This window comes from Flavobacterium aerium, assembly GCF_030766725.1.
In the GTDB taxonomy this organism is placed as follows: domain Bacteria; phylum Bacteroidota; class Bacteroidia; order Flavobacteriales; family Flavobacteriaceae; genus Flavobacterium; species Flavobacterium aerium.
This window is the reverse complement of the sequence record NZ_JARQWR010000004.1, coordinates 136983-153252: the sequence shown is the minus strand read 5'-3', so window position 1 is coordinate 153252 and position 16270 is coordinate 136983. Positions and strand designations below refer to the sequence as shown.

At 34.6% G+C, this 16270-nt stretch carries 13 protein-coding genes; 6 read left to right on the top strand and 7 right to left on the bottom strand.

All coding sequences use genetic code 11. The features are described from left to right. Positions 1-79: 79 nt before the first annotated feature. The 4 genes from P6733_RS07085 to P6733_RS07070 all read left to right on the top strand — a co-directional run bounded on the left by P6733_RS07085 (position 80) and on the right by P6733_RS07070 (position 2981). Positions 80-544, top strand: coding sequence for a hypothetical protein (locus tag P6733_RS07085; RefSeq protein ID WP_306351374.1), 465 nt, complete (start codon positions 80-82; stop codon positions 542-544). 75 nt (positions 545-619) lie between these two features. Next, positions 620-1096 (top strand): methylated-DNA--[protein]-cysteine S-methyltransferase, encoded by a 477-nt coding sequence (locus tag P6733_RS07080; protein WP_306351372.1) that lies wholly within the window; start codon positions 620-622, stop codon positions 1094-1096. Positions 1097-1120: 24 nt separating this feature from the next. After that, positions 1121-2284, top strand: coding sequence for a serine hydrolase domain-containing protein (locus P6733_RS07075; RefSeq protein WP_306351370.1), 1164 nt, complete (start codon positions 1121-1123; stop codon positions 2282-2284). Further along, a complete protein-coding gene (locus P6733_RS07070; protein WP_306351368.1) occupies positions 2268-2981 on the top strand; it encodes a 3'-5' exonuclease in 714 nt (237 codons plus the stop codon). Before P6733_RS07075 ends, P6733_RS07070 begins: the two co-directional genes overlap by 17 nt. Positions 2982-3034: 53 nt before the next feature. On the opposite strand, the gene P6733_RS07065 is transcribed toward P6733_RS07070, so the two are convergent. Continuing rightward, a complete protein-coding gene (locus tag P6733_RS07065) occupies positions 3035-5989 on the bottom strand; it encodes a S8 family serine peptidase (RefSeq protein ID WP_306351366.1) in 2955 nt (984 codons plus the stop codon). A gap of 141 nt (positions 5990-6130) precedes the next feature. Here P6733_RS07065 and P6733_RS07060 point away from each other — a divergent pair, with 141 nt between their 5' ends. Continuing rightward, a complete protein-coding gene (locus P6733_RS07060; RefSeq protein ID WP_306351364.1) occupies positions 6131-7819 on the top strand; it encodes an ABC transporter ATP-binding protein in 1689 nt (562 codons plus the stop codon). Positions 7820-7859: 40 nt separating this feature from the next. Here the strand turns inward: P6733_RS07060 and P6733_RS07055 are convergent, their stop codons facing one another. The 6 genes from P6733_RS07055 to trhO all read right to left on the bottom strand — a co-directional run bounded on the left by P6733_RS07055 (position 7860) and on the right by trhO (position 14947). After that, entirely contained in the window at positions 7860-8516 is a 657-nt protein-coding gene (locus P6733_RS07055; RefSeq protein WP_306351362.1) for a CoA transferase subunit B, read from the bottom strand. A gap of 106 nt (positions 8517-8622) precedes the next feature. Further along, complete coding sequence (locus P6733_RS07050) at positions 8623-9324, bottom strand: CoA transferase subunit A (protein WP_306351360.1); 702 nt, start codon at positions 9322-9324, stop codon at positions 8623-8625. Positions 9325-9387: 63 nt separating this feature from the next. Continuing rightward, positions 9388-11679 (bottom strand): penicillin-binding protein 1A, encoded by a 2292-nt coding sequence (locus tag P6733_RS07045; protein ID WP_306351358.1) that lies wholly within the window; start codon positions 11677-11679, stop codon positions 9388-9390. Between the two features lie 8 nt (positions 11680-11687). Beyond that, complete coding sequence (locus P6733_RS07040; protein WP_306351356.1) at positions 11688-12173, bottom strand: gliding motility lipoprotein GldH; 486 nt, start codon at positions 12171-12173, stop codon at positions 11688-11690. Further along, positions 12157-13317, bottom strand: coding sequence for a PSP1 domain-containing protein (locus P6733_RS07035; protein ID WP_306351354.1), 1161 nt, complete (start codon positions 13315-13317; stop codon positions 12157-12159). The genes P6733_RS07040 and P6733_RS07035 overlap by 17 nt, the downstream gene beginning before the upstream one ends. Positions 13318-13594: 277 nt before the next feature. Beyond that, complete coding sequence (trhO, locus tag P6733_RS07030) at positions 13595-14947, bottom strand: oxygen-dependent tRNA uridine(34) hydroxylase TrhO (RefSeq protein ID WP_306351352.1); 1353 nt, start codon at positions 14945-14947, stop codon at positions 13595-13597. Positions 14948-15212: 265 nt separating this feature from the next. Between trhO and recA the strand changes: the two genes are divergently transcribed. After that, positions 15213-16217, top strand: a complete 1005-nt coding sequence (gene recA, locus P6733_RS07025) for a recombinase RecA (RefSeq protein ID WP_306351350.1) — start codon at positions 15213-15215, stop codon at positions 16215-16217. The last annotated feature ends 53 nt before the right edge of the window (positions 16218-16270 follow it).

Below are 16270 nucleotides of genomic sequence, written 5' to 3'. Positions count from 1 at the left end.
ATTACTTTGCTGAAAAGAGAAGTTATTTTGATTTAAAATCAATCCTTCGAAAATAAGATTTCAGCAAAAAAATAAAATTATGAAAAAATACAAACTGTTATTTATATCCATAATACTTATTAGCATTACAACAATTATTTGGTTCGGAATAAACTTTGCTCCAGGCAGTTACCCATATACAGAAGAATATGAGATAAATGCATCTGAATCGATTTTAATCAAATCAATAGAAGATTTTAAAATAGATAATCCAAAATACAATGTGCCAGAATATCTAGGTTTAAAAGATGGACGATTTTCAAATAGTGAACATTGGTATCATATCTATTTTTATTATCCTGAAGAAAATCAAATTTTACATACTTGGATACGTCCTATAGAAAAACAAAAAACAACATTTGCTCTTGTAAGCGTAAATCAAGGGCTTGCTTTAGGTCAATGGAAAGAAATTAATCACGATTTTAATAATTCAGAAAATAAGACCGAAAAAGAAAAATTTGAGAATCGCATTCTAAAAAGAATAAATGAATCTCTTCCAAAATAAAAACCAAATCGAATCATTAATGTTTCTGGATGAATAACATTTTATCTTTTTCAATAATTTTAGTATCTTTAGAATATGCAAACAGTTTTTATCAAAACTCCATTAGGAATTACAGCGATTGAAGGGGATGAATCTGGTATTTCAAAAATCACTGCGTTAGATGATTCTGAAACACCTCTTTCTGATGAAATCCCTTTGGTATTGCAAGAAGCTGTTATCCAACTCAATGACTATTTTGCTGGAAAGAGAAATGATTTTGATTTGAAACTGAACCCTTCTGGAACTGAATTCCAACAAAAAGTGTGGCGTGGATTACTTGAAATCCCTTTTGGTAAAACATTATCATATCTGGAATTTTCCAAAAAACTAGGGGATCCAAAAGCAATTAGAGCTGTTGCTTCTGCCAATGGAAGAAATCCTTTATGGATTATTGTTCCTTGCCATCGCGTTATAGGATCTGATGGTTCTTTAACAGGGTATGCCGGTGGTCTTTGGCGAAAAAAATGGTTGCTCGAACATGAATTTCCTTCCCTACAACAGTCTTTATTTTAAACATTAACTCAATATCGAATTTATATGAAATTCTTAAAAAAATTCCTCCTCTGGTTTGTGATTATTTTAGCCGTAGTCATTGCATTAATGTACATTTTTAATATCGATTATCTCCTAAAAGCAGTCCGAACAGTCTACTTTAAAGGACATACCACTGCATACCTTGAGGATTATAAAGAATTTGATAATAGAACACTGCCTAAAGCCACAGTAGGGCAACCTTGGGCTATTCATAAAAATTACAATACTGTTCCCGCTACTCCGAAACTTGAACAGATTCATAAAGATTTAAAATCGGTTGCTTTCCTGATTATAAAAAATGATAGCATTTGGCATGAACAATATTTTGATGGTTATACAAAGGATTCCAAATCTAATTCTTTTTCAATGGCCAAAAGTATTGTTTCCATGGCAATGGGAAAAGCCATTATGGAAGGTAAAATTAAAAGTTTAAATCAACCTGTTTCAGATTTCTTTCCTGAGTATAAAGATGGAATGGCAGCCCGAATGACGGTTGGAGATTTATCCTCAATGTCATCAGGATTAAACTGGGATGAAGCTTATTACAGTCCTTTTTCAATTACTACACGTGCTTATTTTGATAGTAATCTAAAAAAGGTAATCTTGGGTCTAAAAGTGGTTGAAGAGCCTGGAAAGGCCTTTAAATATCTTAGTGGAAATACCGAATTACTCGCCATGGTCATAGAGAAAGCAACGGGTGAACATTTATCCGATTATGTTGCTAAAAAATTCTGGCAACCTATGGGCGCTGAAAATGACGCCTTATGGCAAATTGATCATCCTGATGGTATTGAAAAAGCATACTGCTGTTTTGCCAGTAATGCTAGGGATTTTGCTCGTTTTGGAAAATTATACAAACAAAATGGAAAATGGAATGGTCAACAATTACTAGATTCTGCTTTTGTGGAGAAATCGGTTACTCCGCGTTTCCCTACTGCTCCAGAATATGGATATGGTTGGTGGTTGAGTGATTATCACAACAAAAAAATATACTATATGCGAGGACATCTTGGACAGTTTGTTATTGTTATTCCTGAGGATGAATTAATTATTGTTCGATTAGGTCATTTGAAAGGAAATCAATCTACAACCAGACCTCATAGTGATGATTTTTATGAGTATATAGATGAAACGTACAAAATGTTAGAGAATGATCGAAAAAATTAAACTGGACAACATCCTTTTTTTAGATATTGAAACTGTTCCAGAAGAAATTGATTTTAACCAATTGGATGATACCAAAAAAGAATTGTGGGATCAGAAATCAAAATACCAACGCAAAGATGAATTTACTGCAGAAGAATTTTATGAACGTGCAGGAATTTGGGCTGAATTTGGAAAAATAATCTGTATTTCCGTCGGTTATTTCATTCTTAAAAATGATATACGGAATTTTAGAGTGACTTCTTTTTTTGGAGAAGAAAAAAAGATTCTGAATGATTTTAAAAATTTGTTGAACAATCATTTTAATCAACCTCAGCATTTACTTTGTGGACATAATGCTAAAGAATTTGATTTTCCTTATATCGCAAGACGAATGATTATTAATCAAATTTCAATTCCCAACAAATTGAATTTATTTGGGAAAAAACCTTGGGAGATTGCACATATTGATACTCTTGAACTTTGGAAATTTGGAGATTATAAACATTTCACTTCACTCAAATTACTAACAAATATTTTGGGAATCCCGTCGCCAAAAGATGATATTGATGGTAGCCAAGTAGGGCATACTTATTATGTAGAAAAAGATATTGATCGTATCATCACCTATTGTGAAAAAGATACAATCGCTGTAGCTCAAGTTGTATTACGATTACGAGGAGAGGACTTGCTCATTGAAGATGAAATTATCCATATATAATACAAAAAGGGGTTTGCAATGCAAAGCCCTTTTCAATTTTAATTAATCTTCAATTACTTATTCAAAATAATTTTCTTGGTTACTTTACTATTTCCGTTTACAATATTCAATAAGTAAACACCGCTTTGTAAGTTTTCAATATTCAAAACTTCTTCTGTTTGGCTTACATTTTTGGAAAGGATATTTCTTCCCTGAATGTCAAATAATGTCAGTTTTGCATTTTGTTCTAAAAATTGTGGCAGTGTAATATTCACTACTCCTTTTGTTGGATTAGGATAAATAGACACATTGGATAATTCGTGATCTTTAGTACTTAAAGGAGTATCTGAAACACCACAAATGGATAGACTGAATCCATTAACGATTCCTCCATCACCATTATAGGGATCTTCAACACGTAATGTCCAAACCCCATCGGCAACTAATTGATTAAAATTATTTAATGCTTCCTTAGGCAATACATTTCCTGATATTCCTGGATTATCACCACATACAATTTCAACACCTGAATCATCTAGTGAGCACATAATGTTATCTTGACTTCCACAGGCTTCTTGAAACAATTTAATTTCTGGACTTCCTATTGCTGCTGGTCCTACTAAATAGATTGTCATATCCTGTACATACGTATGCGTAATATCAACTGTTACATTCAAATCTCCAATAGTCAATCCTCCTGTAACTGTTACAGGAATTGTCGCAATAGAATTGGCAGTAGCTGGAATTGTTGCATTAGAAAAATCTGTAGCAGTAAAAACATGGTCACAATTGAAAAATCCTGTTTTAAAGTTGTGTGTTGTAGCGGTATTTACTCCTTCTCCACAACGATTTACAGGTATTACTCTCCAGAAATAAGTTGTGTTTGGATTTAAATCCACCATCAAAGCATTACTTTCTACTGTTTCAGCCGTTTTTACAATCGTTGCAAATGCTGCATCTGTTGCTAATTCTAAACGATAAGACTCTGCATTATTTGTTGTATTCCACACAAAAGACATGCTTCCCCCAATGGTGGTCAAATCATTAGCTGGTGCTGTTATTGTCACAGGTTGAAATGTTGAACTATAGACTTTTAATGTCACTTCTTTTGATTCCGTTTCTACACCATCATCTCCTTTAATACTAAAAGTATAATCTCCCGGAGCTACATTTTCTAAACCAGAAATTGTCATTGTTAATAGCCCTGTTGCATTTAATGTTGCATTATTAAATGTTGCTGTTGTGCCTTGTGGTAATCCAATAGCAGAAAAAGTTGTTGTGCCTGTACCGATTTGTTTATAACTGAAATTATAAACTGGACTTTCTGTTGTACAAGAAATTAAATCGGGTGCAGTAGGTGTAATTGAAAAATTGGAAGTTATACCCGTTACAATCAATGAAAATGACTGTGGACCGCCTTGAAGTACTCCTTTATGTGTAACAGTTAAAGTATACGTTCCTGCTGGAGCTACTACATTAATACGTTCTACATTGTCAACATTATTATCACTATTATTTGTTGCATTTAATGTCGCATTTGCCTGTAACTTCCATGGATAAAATATGTTTTCTCCTTGGGTTAAACGTAGATCCAAATCATTCACTAAACTTGGTGTTAAACTATTCAAAACACCATTGTTTGCTACGCCTGGTACATCTGCCCAAACGATTGACGCTAATAAAGGGTTTACTCCATCAGATTGAACTTGCATCGTAAACGTTTGTCCTTGTGTTAATGTTTCTTCAGAGATCAACGATTGTAATCCATTAGCTGTAATAGTTTCTACGGCCTTTTTTGCGTTTAATAGTCCCCATCCAAAAATAGCATCTGGACCAGGTCTTCCTGCATCATCAGCAGTATGGCATGCCAATGCCTTTAACGTAGCCGCTCTCATGAATCGATTGGTTATATTATGGTAATGTTGTTGTACCAATAATAAGGTTCCTGTAACATTTGGTGCAGCCATAGATGTCCCTGATAATCTACCATACATATTATCTCCCGTACTCCACGTTGATAATAAGTTGGTTCCATTTCCTGTAATATCCGGTTTGATTCTAAGGTCATCTGCTGGTCCTTGGCTGCTGGATGAATTAATAAGAACACCTACTAATGATCCGTCTGGCCCTATTATAGCATCTTGTGCATTGGCTACAACCAGATTGTTTTTGGATGTTTTATTTCCTGTTAATTTATCATACGCAGGTGTTGACGGATCAGGGTTAGCCGTATTTCCATTATTTCCTGCAGATGCAACCATTAAATAATATGGTGCACTATAAGCTACTTCATCCCAATCTCTTGATACACTTACATAAGCCCCAATATACCATGATGGAATAAACACTCCCGTATCTGTATTTTGAATTGGAGTTCCATAGGAATGATTCGACAACAACATTCCTTGTTGTACTTCTACTAAAGCCTCTGCTCTATCATTCCCCCAATTGAATGTGCGTACTGTTGCTAATGGAGCCATTCCTTTTGCGAGCGCATTTTGTCCTGCTGCTGCAATTGTTCCCGTTACGTGTGTAGAATGTGAACTGTTACCGTCTGGTCCCGCAACATCATCATTTACTGTAACTCTTCCTCCAAATTCCTGGTGGGTTGTTCTCACTTTTCCTCCATCCCATACTCGGGCTACCATTCCTTCACCATTCAGATTTAGGCCTAGTGCTCCTCCTGTATTTAGAAAATTTGCTCTGGTTGAAATTGCGGCATCTCTATTGTTTACAGAATTATACAATGGGAATCCATCTGGTGTTAAGGCGATTAATTCATCTTTGGAGCCATCTTTATTTAAAATAAATTCTGACCATCCATTTCGTTTCGCCGCTTCTAAAGCTTTTTGTTTTTCAATTACCGTTTTATAGGCAAATTCTTTTTCTAGCTTTTTTAATTTTTTTAGATCATAGCCCTTCGTAATTTCGGCTGCTTGTCTTTGATCCTGCGCATGCAACTGCGTAGCAAATAAGGCAAGTCCAAAAACGATGACATACGACATGTTTTTTGGTACATTTCTTTTCATTGTGGTTCTAGTTTTGTTAAGTAATTTTCAAAAATATAATTTTATTAAGCTAATACACGCTTTCTTGTTGATTTTTAACGATTTAATTCTATTTTGTTTTTTAGGAAATCTATTTTCTTAAAATATAGTACCTTTATTCTCATGGAAAAACCATTGCTAACAGTCAATAATATTGTAATTGCCTTCAAAAAAGAAGGGCAGTTTACTCCTGTTATTCACAGTATTAATTATGAGTTATACCCGAATGAAATATTAGGTATTGTAGGAGAATCTGGATCTGGAAAATCAGTTTCATCACTGGCAATCATGGGATTATTACCGCAAAAGATTTCAGAAATTACCCAAGGGGAAATTATTTACAATACTCTTCCTCTGGAAAAATTATCCGCGAAGGAATTTCAACAGATTAGAGGAAATGAAATATCGATGATTTTTCAGGAACCTATGAGTTCATTAAATCCGTCTCTAAAGTGTGGATTTCAAGTACAGGAAATTTTACTACAGCATACTTCCTTATCTAAATTGGATGCTAAAAAGGAAGTGATTGCTTTATTTGAAAAAGTAAAACTCCCCGATCCAAACAAGATTTACGATAGTTATCCTCATCAGATTAGTGGTGGGCAGAAACAACGTGTTATGATCGCCATGGCCATTGCTTGTAAACCAAAAATACTTATTGCCGATGAACCTACTACCGCTCTTGACGTAACGGTACAAAAAGAAATTATACAATTACTAAAAGATTTACAGCAAGAGACGGGGATGAGTATCATATTTATTTCGCACGACTTGTCGTTAATAAGTGAAATATCGCATCGGGTATTGGTTATGTATAAAGGGGAAATCGTGGAACAAGGCTCTATCGATGCCATTTTCCACAACCCACAACATTTGTATACCAAAGCGCTCATTAACTCACGACCATCACTAGACGTGCGTTTGAAACGACTCCCTACTATACAAGATTTCATGAATCACAAAGTAAAGTCGGAAATCGTGACCTCTGAAGAGCGCGTAGAGTTTCATAAAAAATTATATCATCAGAAACCTTTATTGGAAGTTATTAATTTAGAAAAAGAATATCTTTCTTCACAAGGTCTCTTTGGTAAAAATATAAGCTTCAAAGCGGTAAATGATGTCAGTTTTAAAGTCTATGAAGGAGAAACACTTGGTTTAGTGGGTGAATCTGGTTGTGGAAAATCAACTTTAGGGAATGCTATCTTACAATTGGACAAAGCTACTGCTGGGAAAATTTTATATCGTGGTGTTGATATTACGAAACTCAACGCTGCGGACATTAAAAAGTTACGCAAAGAAATTCAGATTATTTTTCAAGATCCATTTTCTTCCTTAAATCCAAGAATACCTGTAGGAAAGGCCATTATGGAACCTATTGAAGTACATGGTTTATATAAAACTAGTGCTGAACGAAAGGCAAAAGTGATTGAAATACTGGAGCGCGTAGGTCTAGGTGCAGAGCACTTCAATCGTTATCCACATGAATTTTCTGGAGGACAACGCCAACGTATTGGAATTGCTCGTACGATAGCTTTACAACCTAAGTTGATTGTTTGCGACGAATCGGTTTCTGCCTTGGATATTTCTGTTCAAGCACAGGTCCTCAATTTACTGAATGAGCTGAAAGAAAATTTTGGTTTTACTTATATTTTTATATCCCATGACTTGGGCGTTGTAAAATATATGTCGGATCAAATCATGGTTATGAATAAGGGCAAAATAGAAGAACTTGCAGATGCAGATGTCTTATATGAATCTCCACAAAAAGAGTATACAAAGAAACTAATTGCAGCTATTCCTAAAAGCAATTAATCTCATAAAAAAAGGTCGTTTATATTAAACGACCTTTTTTTTAGTTGATTTTCATCTCTGGAATATCTCCTTCAATGATTAACGTTGCTTCTGTTGCTTTCACAATGTCTTCAACAGTCACTCCAGGTGCTCTTTCAAGAAGTTTAAATCCTTTTGGTGTAATTTCTAAAACAGCTAATTCTGTTACAACTTTTTTCACACATCCTACTCCTGTAAGTGGCAGTGTACATTGTTTTAGTATTTTCGATTCTCCTGCTTTATTAACGTGCATCATTGCTACAATAATATTTTCTGCAGAAGCGACTAAATCCATTGCTCCTCCCATACCTTTCACCATTTTTCCTGGAATTTTCCAGTTGGCAATATCTCCATTTTCAGAAACTTCCATTGCTCCTAATATTGTTAAATCAACGTGTTGTCCACGTATCATTCCAAAACTAGTTGCAGAATCAAAGAATGATGCTCCTGGAAGTGTGGTAATCGTTTGTTTACCTGCATTTATGATATCAGCATCTTCATCTCCCTCGAAAGGAAAAGGTCCCATACCTAAAACTCCATTTTCACTTTGAAACTCAACTTCAATTCCTTCTGGAATATAATTTGCCACAAGTGTTGGAATTCCTATTCCTAAATTCACAAAATATCCGTCGCGTAATTCTTGTGCTATTCTTTTTGCAATTCCTATTTTATCTAACATAATTACTATATCAATTTATCCATAAATATGCTCCCATCTATGATAATCCATTGCATCATGGATTTTAAATGTATTGCAAAATTTATTTTTTATTAGGTAACTTTACTTATGATCGTTGTCTTACTGTACGTTGCTCGATTCTTTTTTCATATTTCTCTCCTTGGAAGATTCGTTGTACAAAAATCCCTGGAATATGAACTTGATTTGGATCTAATGTTCCAGCTGGCACTAATTCTTCAACCTCAGCAACCGTAATTTTTGCAGCTCCACACATTGATGGATTAAAATTTCTAGCTGTTCCTTTGAAAATCAAATTTCCTGCTTCATCGCCTTTCCAAGCTTTTACAATGGCGAAATCTGCTTTGAAAGCTTCTTCCATGACATACATCTTTCCATTAAATTCGCGTGTTTCTTTTCCTTCAGCTACTTCTGTTCCGTAACCTGCTGGTGTAAAAAAGGCTGGAAATCCAGCTTGTGCAGCACGACATCTTTCCGCTAAAGTTCCTTGAGGAATAAGCTCAACATCTAATTCTCCACTCAACATTTGGCGTTCAAATTCAGCATTCTCTCCTACGTAAGAGGAGATCATCTTTTTTATTTGCTTTTTATGTAATAGTAATCCTAATCCGAAATCGTCAACACCTGCATTATTTGAGATACAAGTAAGCTCTTTTACTTCGTTTTTGACCAACTCTGCAATACTGTTTTCAGGGATTCCACAAAGACCAAAACCTCCTAACATGAGCGTCATTCCATCCTTAACGTCTTGCAACGCTACATGAACATCTTTCACTTTTTTATTAATCATACAATGTATTTTATTTTAGTTTAAAAATATAAAAAAAACGCCTTCTCACAAAGGCGTTTTTTATTAAAAATCAAATTCATCTGTATTTTGTTCCAAATCTGTGGAATCCTTCACGGCTTTCCAACAGTCTACATTTATGGATAAATTTGCTGGTCTTTCAAATTGTCCTTTTGAGATGCTTAAATCTGGGTCAGCGTAACATTTTTTCATGAAAATACCCCATATTGGCAATGCCATCGTTGCTCCTTGTCCAAAGCTAATGCTCTTAAAGTGAGCCGAACGATCTTCATTTCCTACCCAAATTCCTGTGACTAGGTTTGGAACCATTCCCATGAACCAACCATCTGATTGATTTTGTGTTGTTCCAGTTTTACCTGCAATTGGGTTTGTAAAGGCATATGGATATCCTGTCATTCTTTTATATACAGGTCCTCCTCCTCCAGCAGTTCTTAATCGCGCTCCTGATCCTGATTCGGTTACCCCTTCTAATAATTTTACAATGGCATAAGACACATCTTTATTCAATACATCTTTTGATACTGGTACTGGTTCAAATAACACCTGACCATTTTTATCTTCTATTCTTGTAATAATCTGTGGTTTGATGTATACTCCTTGATTTGCAAATGTACTGTAGGCTGCTACCATATCACTTACTGTAATCTCTACAGCTCCTAATGCAATTGCTGGCTGCGCAGGTATATCAGATCTCACCCCTAATTTATGTGTCAAGTCAACTACTGCTTTTGGTCCTACACGGTCAATCAATTTTGCTGAAATTGTATTGATCGAATTTGCCAATGCAGATTTTAACGTCACCATTCCTTTGTATTGCCCGTTTGAGTTTCTAGGCGTCCAAGTTTCAGTCACATTATGTCTTCCTTTTGGGATTGTAAATGGTGCATCAATGATACTATCGCACGGTGAATAATGTAATTGCTCTATGGCTGTTGCATATACAAATGGTTTAAAAGTAGAACCTACTTGTCTTGCTCCTAAATCTACGTGATCATACTTAAAGTACTTGTGGTTGATTCCTCCTACCCATGTTTTCACATGTCCTGTTTGAGGTTCCATTGACATCATACCTGTTTGTAAGAATGCTTTATAGTAGCGGATTGAATCAATCGGAGTCATCGTTGTATCTTTTTCACCTTTCCATGTGAAAATTGTCATTCTCGTTTTTACAGCAAATGATTTTCTAATTTCTTCCTCGCTTTTATCTTGATCTTTCATTATACGCCAACGATCTGACGTTTTCATAGCGCGTTCAATAATATTATTGGTTTGCTCTTTAGAAAGATTGATAAATGGCGCATTCGTATTCTTTTTATTCTGAGCGAAAAATTCTTCTTGAAGATTTTTCATATGGTCTACCACTGCTTCCTCAGCATATTTCTGCATGCGGGAATCAATTGTTGTATAGATTTTTAATCCATCACGGTAGATGTTATATTCTGATCCGTCTGCTTTTTTATGTTCTTTTACCCATTGCTTCATGAAATCACGTAAATATTCTCTGAAATAGGTTGCTAATCCTTCATTATTACTTTCTGGTGAGAATGTTAGTTTTAAAGGGAGTTTTTGTAATGCTTCCTTCTTTGCTTTGTCTAAAAAGCCATTCTTTTCCATTTGTCCCAATACAACATTTCTTCTTTCACGCACCATGTCTTCACGACGAATGGGGTTGTACAAAGATGGGTTTTTCAACATCCCAACAAGCATTGCTCCTTCTTCTGTGGTAAGGTCTCTTGGTTCTTTTGCAAAATAAACTTTTGCTGCCGAACGAATTCCTACTGCTGTATTTACAAAATCGGCTTTGTTCAAATACATGGTCAAGATCTCATTCTTTGTATATTGTCTTTCTAATCGAATTGCGATAATCCACTCTTTCACTTTTTGAGTCATTCTCGCAACAATATTTTTAGATCCTTCTCCGTGAAATAGCAATTTTGCCAACTGTTGTGTAATGGTACTCGCTCCACCGCTTGTTCCTAAACTAGTGACTGCTCTTAATGTACCACGTGCATCAATTCCAGAGTGTTCTAGAAATCGTTCATCTTCTGTCGATATTAATGCTTTTACTAATGGATCTGGTAAATCTGAAAATTTAATTGGCGTTCTGTTTTCACTATAGAATTTCCCTAGCGTTACTCCATCAGATGAAATAATCTCTGTCGCTAAGTTTGATGCTGGGTTTTCTAATTCTTCAAAAGAGGGCATTGATCCAAATAATCCCCATGAAGCCAATAGAAAAAACAGGATTATCGTTGCAATTCCTCCTATAAAGATTTTCCAAAACATCTTTACATAATGTGAAAAATCCTCTGTTTTATTTTTATTCTTTTGAGCCATAAATAAATTTATTCTATTGATTCTATTCTAAATCCTACTTCCGTTACCCCTTCCAAATCTTTCACACCTGCTACTTTACCTGTTTGTCTCACAGCTTGCTGAATGTGCACTTGATAATCTCCTTTTATTGGAAACTTTTGTTTTTCCTTAAACCAAAGTTTACTTTCCTTAACATCGCTAAAACCTGATCCTAACAAGGATCCATCTGGTTTAGCCATTTGATATTCTAATGTATCTACTTCTGTAAATCCGTCTGGTTGTTCTAACGAAACAATTAAAAAAAGATTGTTGAATGGGTAGGCATCATTATTTCTTAAATTCACAAAAAGATTGTAGACTGAAGTCGTGTCTTCTTGTTTAAACTTAAAGGAAACAATACTGTCCTTATTCCATACTTTTCCTATTGTTTTGTACTCGTCAAAGACTCTTTTTTTATCACAAGAGAAAAAGAGTACGGTTACCATAAGGAGTAAAACACTATTTTTTAGGGTCATTTTTATCGTTTGTTGGTTTGCGTCTTTTGGCTGGCTTTTTCTTTTTCTTTGGCATATCAAATCGAGTCAAACTGTCTTGTCCCATTGCATTTTTGAAATCTTTTTCTGGTTCAGAAAGAATTTCCACTGCAAAATCTTCTAAAGAAGATACTCTTTTCTTTTGCTTATTATCGCTAATTATTTCTTTTACCTGCTCGATTTTCAACACATGCCAATTCGCCATATTGTTTTTATAAGCGAACCACATTAGCCCTTTGAAGATGTCTAATTTTTGACAAAAAGCATCTCCTTTTTCTGTAAAAAGCTGTGTTTCAATATCTGGAAAATCCTTTAAGGCATCCATATAGGTATCTAATTCATAGTTCAAGCAGCATTTTAATTTACCACATTGTCCAGCTAACTTTTGAGGGTTTAAAGACAATTGTTGGTAACGTGCTGCAGATGTATTTACACTTCGGAAATCGGTTAACCATGTTGAACAACATAATTCTCTTCCGCATGATCCAATACCTCCTAATCTTGCTGCTTCCTGACGGAAACCTACTTGTTTCATTTCAATACGCGTACTGAATGCACGGGCAAATTCCTTAATTAATTGTCGGAAATCGACACGGTCATTTGCTGTATAATAAAACGTTGCTTTTGATCCATCTCCCTGAAATTCAATATCTGAGATCTTCATTTCCAACTTTAAGTCAATCGCCAATTCACGGGCTTTTACTTTCATTGGTTCTTCTTTATCTCTTGCTTCAGACCAAATATCAATATCTTTTTGAGATGCTTTTCTATATATTTTAGGAATTTCATTGCTTGTATGATTCACTCCTTTTTTCTTCATTTGGATTTTCACCAACTCTCCCGTTAGCGTTACAATCCCTACATCGTGTCCTGGTGAAGCTTCTGTAGCAACAATATCACCAATACTTAACGTTAATTTCTCTGTATTTCGGTAAAATTCTTTTCTTCCATTTTTAAATCGTATTTCTACGCAATCAAATGGTAATTCTCCATTAGAAGGGCTCATATTTGCAAGCCAATCAAAAACTGTTAGTTTATTGCAGCTATCGGTGCCGCAAGTCCCATTATTTTTACAACCTTTCGGTGACGATCCATCTTTACTGGTAGAACAACTTGTACATGCCATATCTCAATTTATATATATATTGGGTTATGTTACCATAACCTCGATTTTTAAAAACATTTTGTGAACAAAGATAGTATTTTGTTAGCTTATTTATATAAAGATTTTTATACCCCAAAAGTGGAGCCCTTTCTCAGTAGATATAACCACAACATCTGTTTATTTAAATTTAATTCTTTTTATTTTAAATAAACAGATGTTGTGGTTTTAATGCAAAAAAAAATGGATTCATACTCTAAGAGTATGTATCCATTTTAAAAAAATATTTTTAATTCGTTGCTTACATCAACTTATATAATTTATCTGAAAGTCTAATTCTGAATGGTAATTTGAATGTACAATTGTCTCCTGATTTTGCTACTTCAGCAAGTTGATCGTTTACGAACATTTCAGTAATCACCATTTCTTCTTGTCCAGTGGTTGGTCCTGCAATTACAATTGTATCACCAATTTTAATTTCATGAGCTTCTATTCTAAACTGTCCAATACTTGGTTTAGGAAAAAAGTGTGTCCCGCTTCCTATGAATAATTTCTTTTTATTTGGTTTCGTTGAAGCTTTAACTGCTTTTGCAACTTCCTCTACTTTTTGATTTGAATCGGTAGTTGTTTTAAATCGTAATGCTTCTGATTTTCCTTTTTTGAAAATCTTATTTCCGTTTTTTACTCCTCTTCTCAAAGCAACTTGCTCTTCCAGTGGCAAATGAATGATATCCAGACATTCTGTAGAACAACAATTTTCCATTGCTGCTGCACAAGATTCACATTGAATAAACAGTAAGTGGCACCCTTCATTCGCACAATTGGTATGGGTATCACATGCTATTCCACATTGGTGGCATTTTGAAACGATATCTTCAGTAATTCGTTCGCCCAATCTATGATCAAAAACGAAATTCTTACCGATAAATTTACTTTCTAATCCTTCTTCTTTTACCTGACGTGTATATTCAATAATTCCACCTTCTAGTTGGTAAACATTTTGAAAACCTTTGTGTTTAAAATAGGCACTTGCTTTTTCACAACGAATACCTCCAGTACAGTACATCAATAAGTTTTTATCTTCTTTATGTTCTTTCAACTGGTCTTCAATGATTGGTAAAGATTCACGGAAGGTATCTACATCGGGAGTAATTGCGTTTCTGAAGTGACCAATTTCACTTTCATAATGATTACGCATATCCACTACAATCGTATTTGGGTCTTCTAGTAAGCTATTGAATGATTTTGCATTCAGGTGAACTCCTTTGTTCATTACATCAAAAGTTTCATCTTGCAATCCGTCTGCAACAATTTTATCTCTAACTTTTATCGTTAGTTTCAAAAATGACTTATCATCTTGTTCTACTGCAATATTTAATCGGATATCTTTTAGAAAAGAAATACTGTCTAAATGTTTTTTAAATTCATGAAAACGGTCTGCCGGTAATGACATTTGGGCATTAATACCTTCATTAGCTACATAAATCCTACCTAATACTTCTAGGGGATTCCAAGCTAAAAAAAGTTCGTTTCTAAATTCCTGAGGATTCAATAAATGCGCATAGGCGTAGAAAGACAAAGTTAATCTTTGTTTACCAGCTTCGTCAATCATGACAGCTCTTTCTTCTGCGCTTAAAATATTGTACAGTTGCATGCTATATCAATTTTAAGTTTGAGAAATATTTTATATCGTTTTTATAGTAAAACGATTTTTGAAGGTGCAAATTTACAAATTATTTTTTGATTAAAAAACCAGTCTTTATAAAGTCTCTGCTCTTATTCGAATCTTTATTCTCTCAACTATTCTGGTCTTTTTAAAAGGGAATTTTGTGCTTTTTTTAAACATTTCAGAAACTTGTAACTTCAAAAAAAAGAAGTATTTTTACCAAAATAATTGCGTTTAAAAATCACAAGGAAAGATGAGTTCAGATAAAGAAGCCAAATTAAAAGCGTTACAATTAACGCTTGATAAATTAGACAAAACTTACGGTAAAGGTACTGTAATGAAGTTAGGAGATCGTGCCATTGTTGAAGTAGAGTCTATCTCATCTGGTTCTTTAGGACTGGATTTAGCTTTAGGAGTAAATGGTTATCCTCGTGGTAGAATAATAGAAATTTACGGACCAGAATCTTCTGGTAAAACTACATTAACATTGCATGCTATTGCAGAAGCTCAGAAAGCGGGTGGTATTGCTGCATTTATTGATGCGGAGCATGCTTTTGACCGTTCTTATGCACAAAAATTAGGCGTAGATGTTGACAATTTAATTATTTCTCAACCAGATAATGGTGAGCAAGCTTTAGAGATTGCTGAGAATTTAATTCGTTCGGGCGCTATTGACATTGTTGTAATTGACTCTGTTGCTGCTTTAACTCCAAAAAGTGAAATTGAAGGAGAAATGGGAGATTCCAAAATGGGACTTCATGCTCGTTTAATGTCACAAGCATTGCGAAAATTAACGGGTACTATCAGTAAAACTAATTGTACTGTTTTCTTCATTAACCAGTTAAGAGAGAAAATCGGGGTTATGTTTGGAAATCCAGAAACTACAACTGGGGGTAATGCTTTGAAATTTTACGCTTCTGTTCGTTTAGATATTCGTCGTTCATCACAAATAAAAGATGGTGAGAATGTAATTGGTAACCGTACTAAAGTAAAAGTGATTAAAAATAAAGTGGCACCACCTTTCAAAACAGCCGAATTCGACATTATGTATGGAGAAGGTGTTTCTAAAGTAGGTGAAGTTCTTGATTTAGCGGTAGAATTTGAAATCGTTAAAAAGAGTGGTTCATGGTTTAGCTACGGAGACACAAAATTAGGTCAAGGTAGAGATGCGGTAAAAGCTTTAATAAAGGATAATCCCGAATTAATGGATGAGCTTGAAGTGAAAATAAAAGCTGCTATTAAAGAGGCTTCTGAATAAAAAAAATAAAAAAACCCGATTAGTCGGGTTTTTTTTTATTTATGAAGCAACCT

Coding starts and splice junctions, on each gene's coding strand:
- P6733_RS07055 (WP_306351362.1), bottom strand. CDS start 8,516: ATGTTAGATAAAATAGGAATTGCAAAAAGAATAGCACAAGAATTACGC.
- P6733_RS07040 (WP_306351356.1), bottom strand. CDS start 12,173: ATGACCCTAAAAAATAGTGTTTTACTCCTTATGGTAACCGTACTCTTT.
- P6733_RS07065 (WP_306351366.1), bottom strand. CDS start 5,989: ATGAAAAGAAATGTACCAAAAAACATGTCGTATGTCATCGTTTTTGGA.
- trhO (WP_306351352.1), bottom strand. CDS start 14,947: ATGCAACTGTACAATATTTTAAGCGCAGAAGAAAGAGCTGTCATGATT.
- P6733_RS07070 (WP_306351368.1), top strand. CDS start 2,268: ATGATCGAAAAAATTAAACTGGACAACATCCTTTTTTTAGATATTGAA.
- P6733_RS07075 (WP_306351370.1), top strand. CDS start 1,121: ATGAAATTCTTAAAAAAATTCCTCCTCTGGTTTGTGATTATTTTAGCC.
- P6733_RS07045 (WP_306351358.1), bottom strand. CDS start 11,679: ATGGCTCAAAAGAATAAAAATAAAACAGAGGATTTTTCACATTATGTA.
- P6733_RS07080 (WP_306351372.1), top strand. CDS start 620: ATGCAAACAGTTTTTATCAAAACTCCATTAGGAATTACAGCGATTGAA.
- P6733_RS07035 (WP_306351354.1), bottom strand. CDS start 13,317: ATGGCATGTACAAGTTGTTCTACCAGTAAAGATGGATCGTCACCGAAA.
- P6733_RS07050 (WP_306351360.1), bottom strand. CDS start 9,324: ATGATTAATAAAAAAGTGAAAGATGTTCATGTAGCGTTGCAAGACGTT.
- recA (WP_306351350.1), top strand. CDS start 15,213: ATGAGTTCAGATAAAGAAGCCAAATTAAAAGCGTTACAATTAACGCTT.
- P6733_RS07085 (WP_306351374.1), top strand. CDS start 80: ATGAAAAAATACAAACTGTTATTTATATCCATAATACTTATTAGCATT.
- P6733_RS07060 (WP_306351364.1), top strand. CDS start 6,131: ATGGAAAAACCATTGCTAACAGTCAATAATATTGTAATTGCCTTCAAA.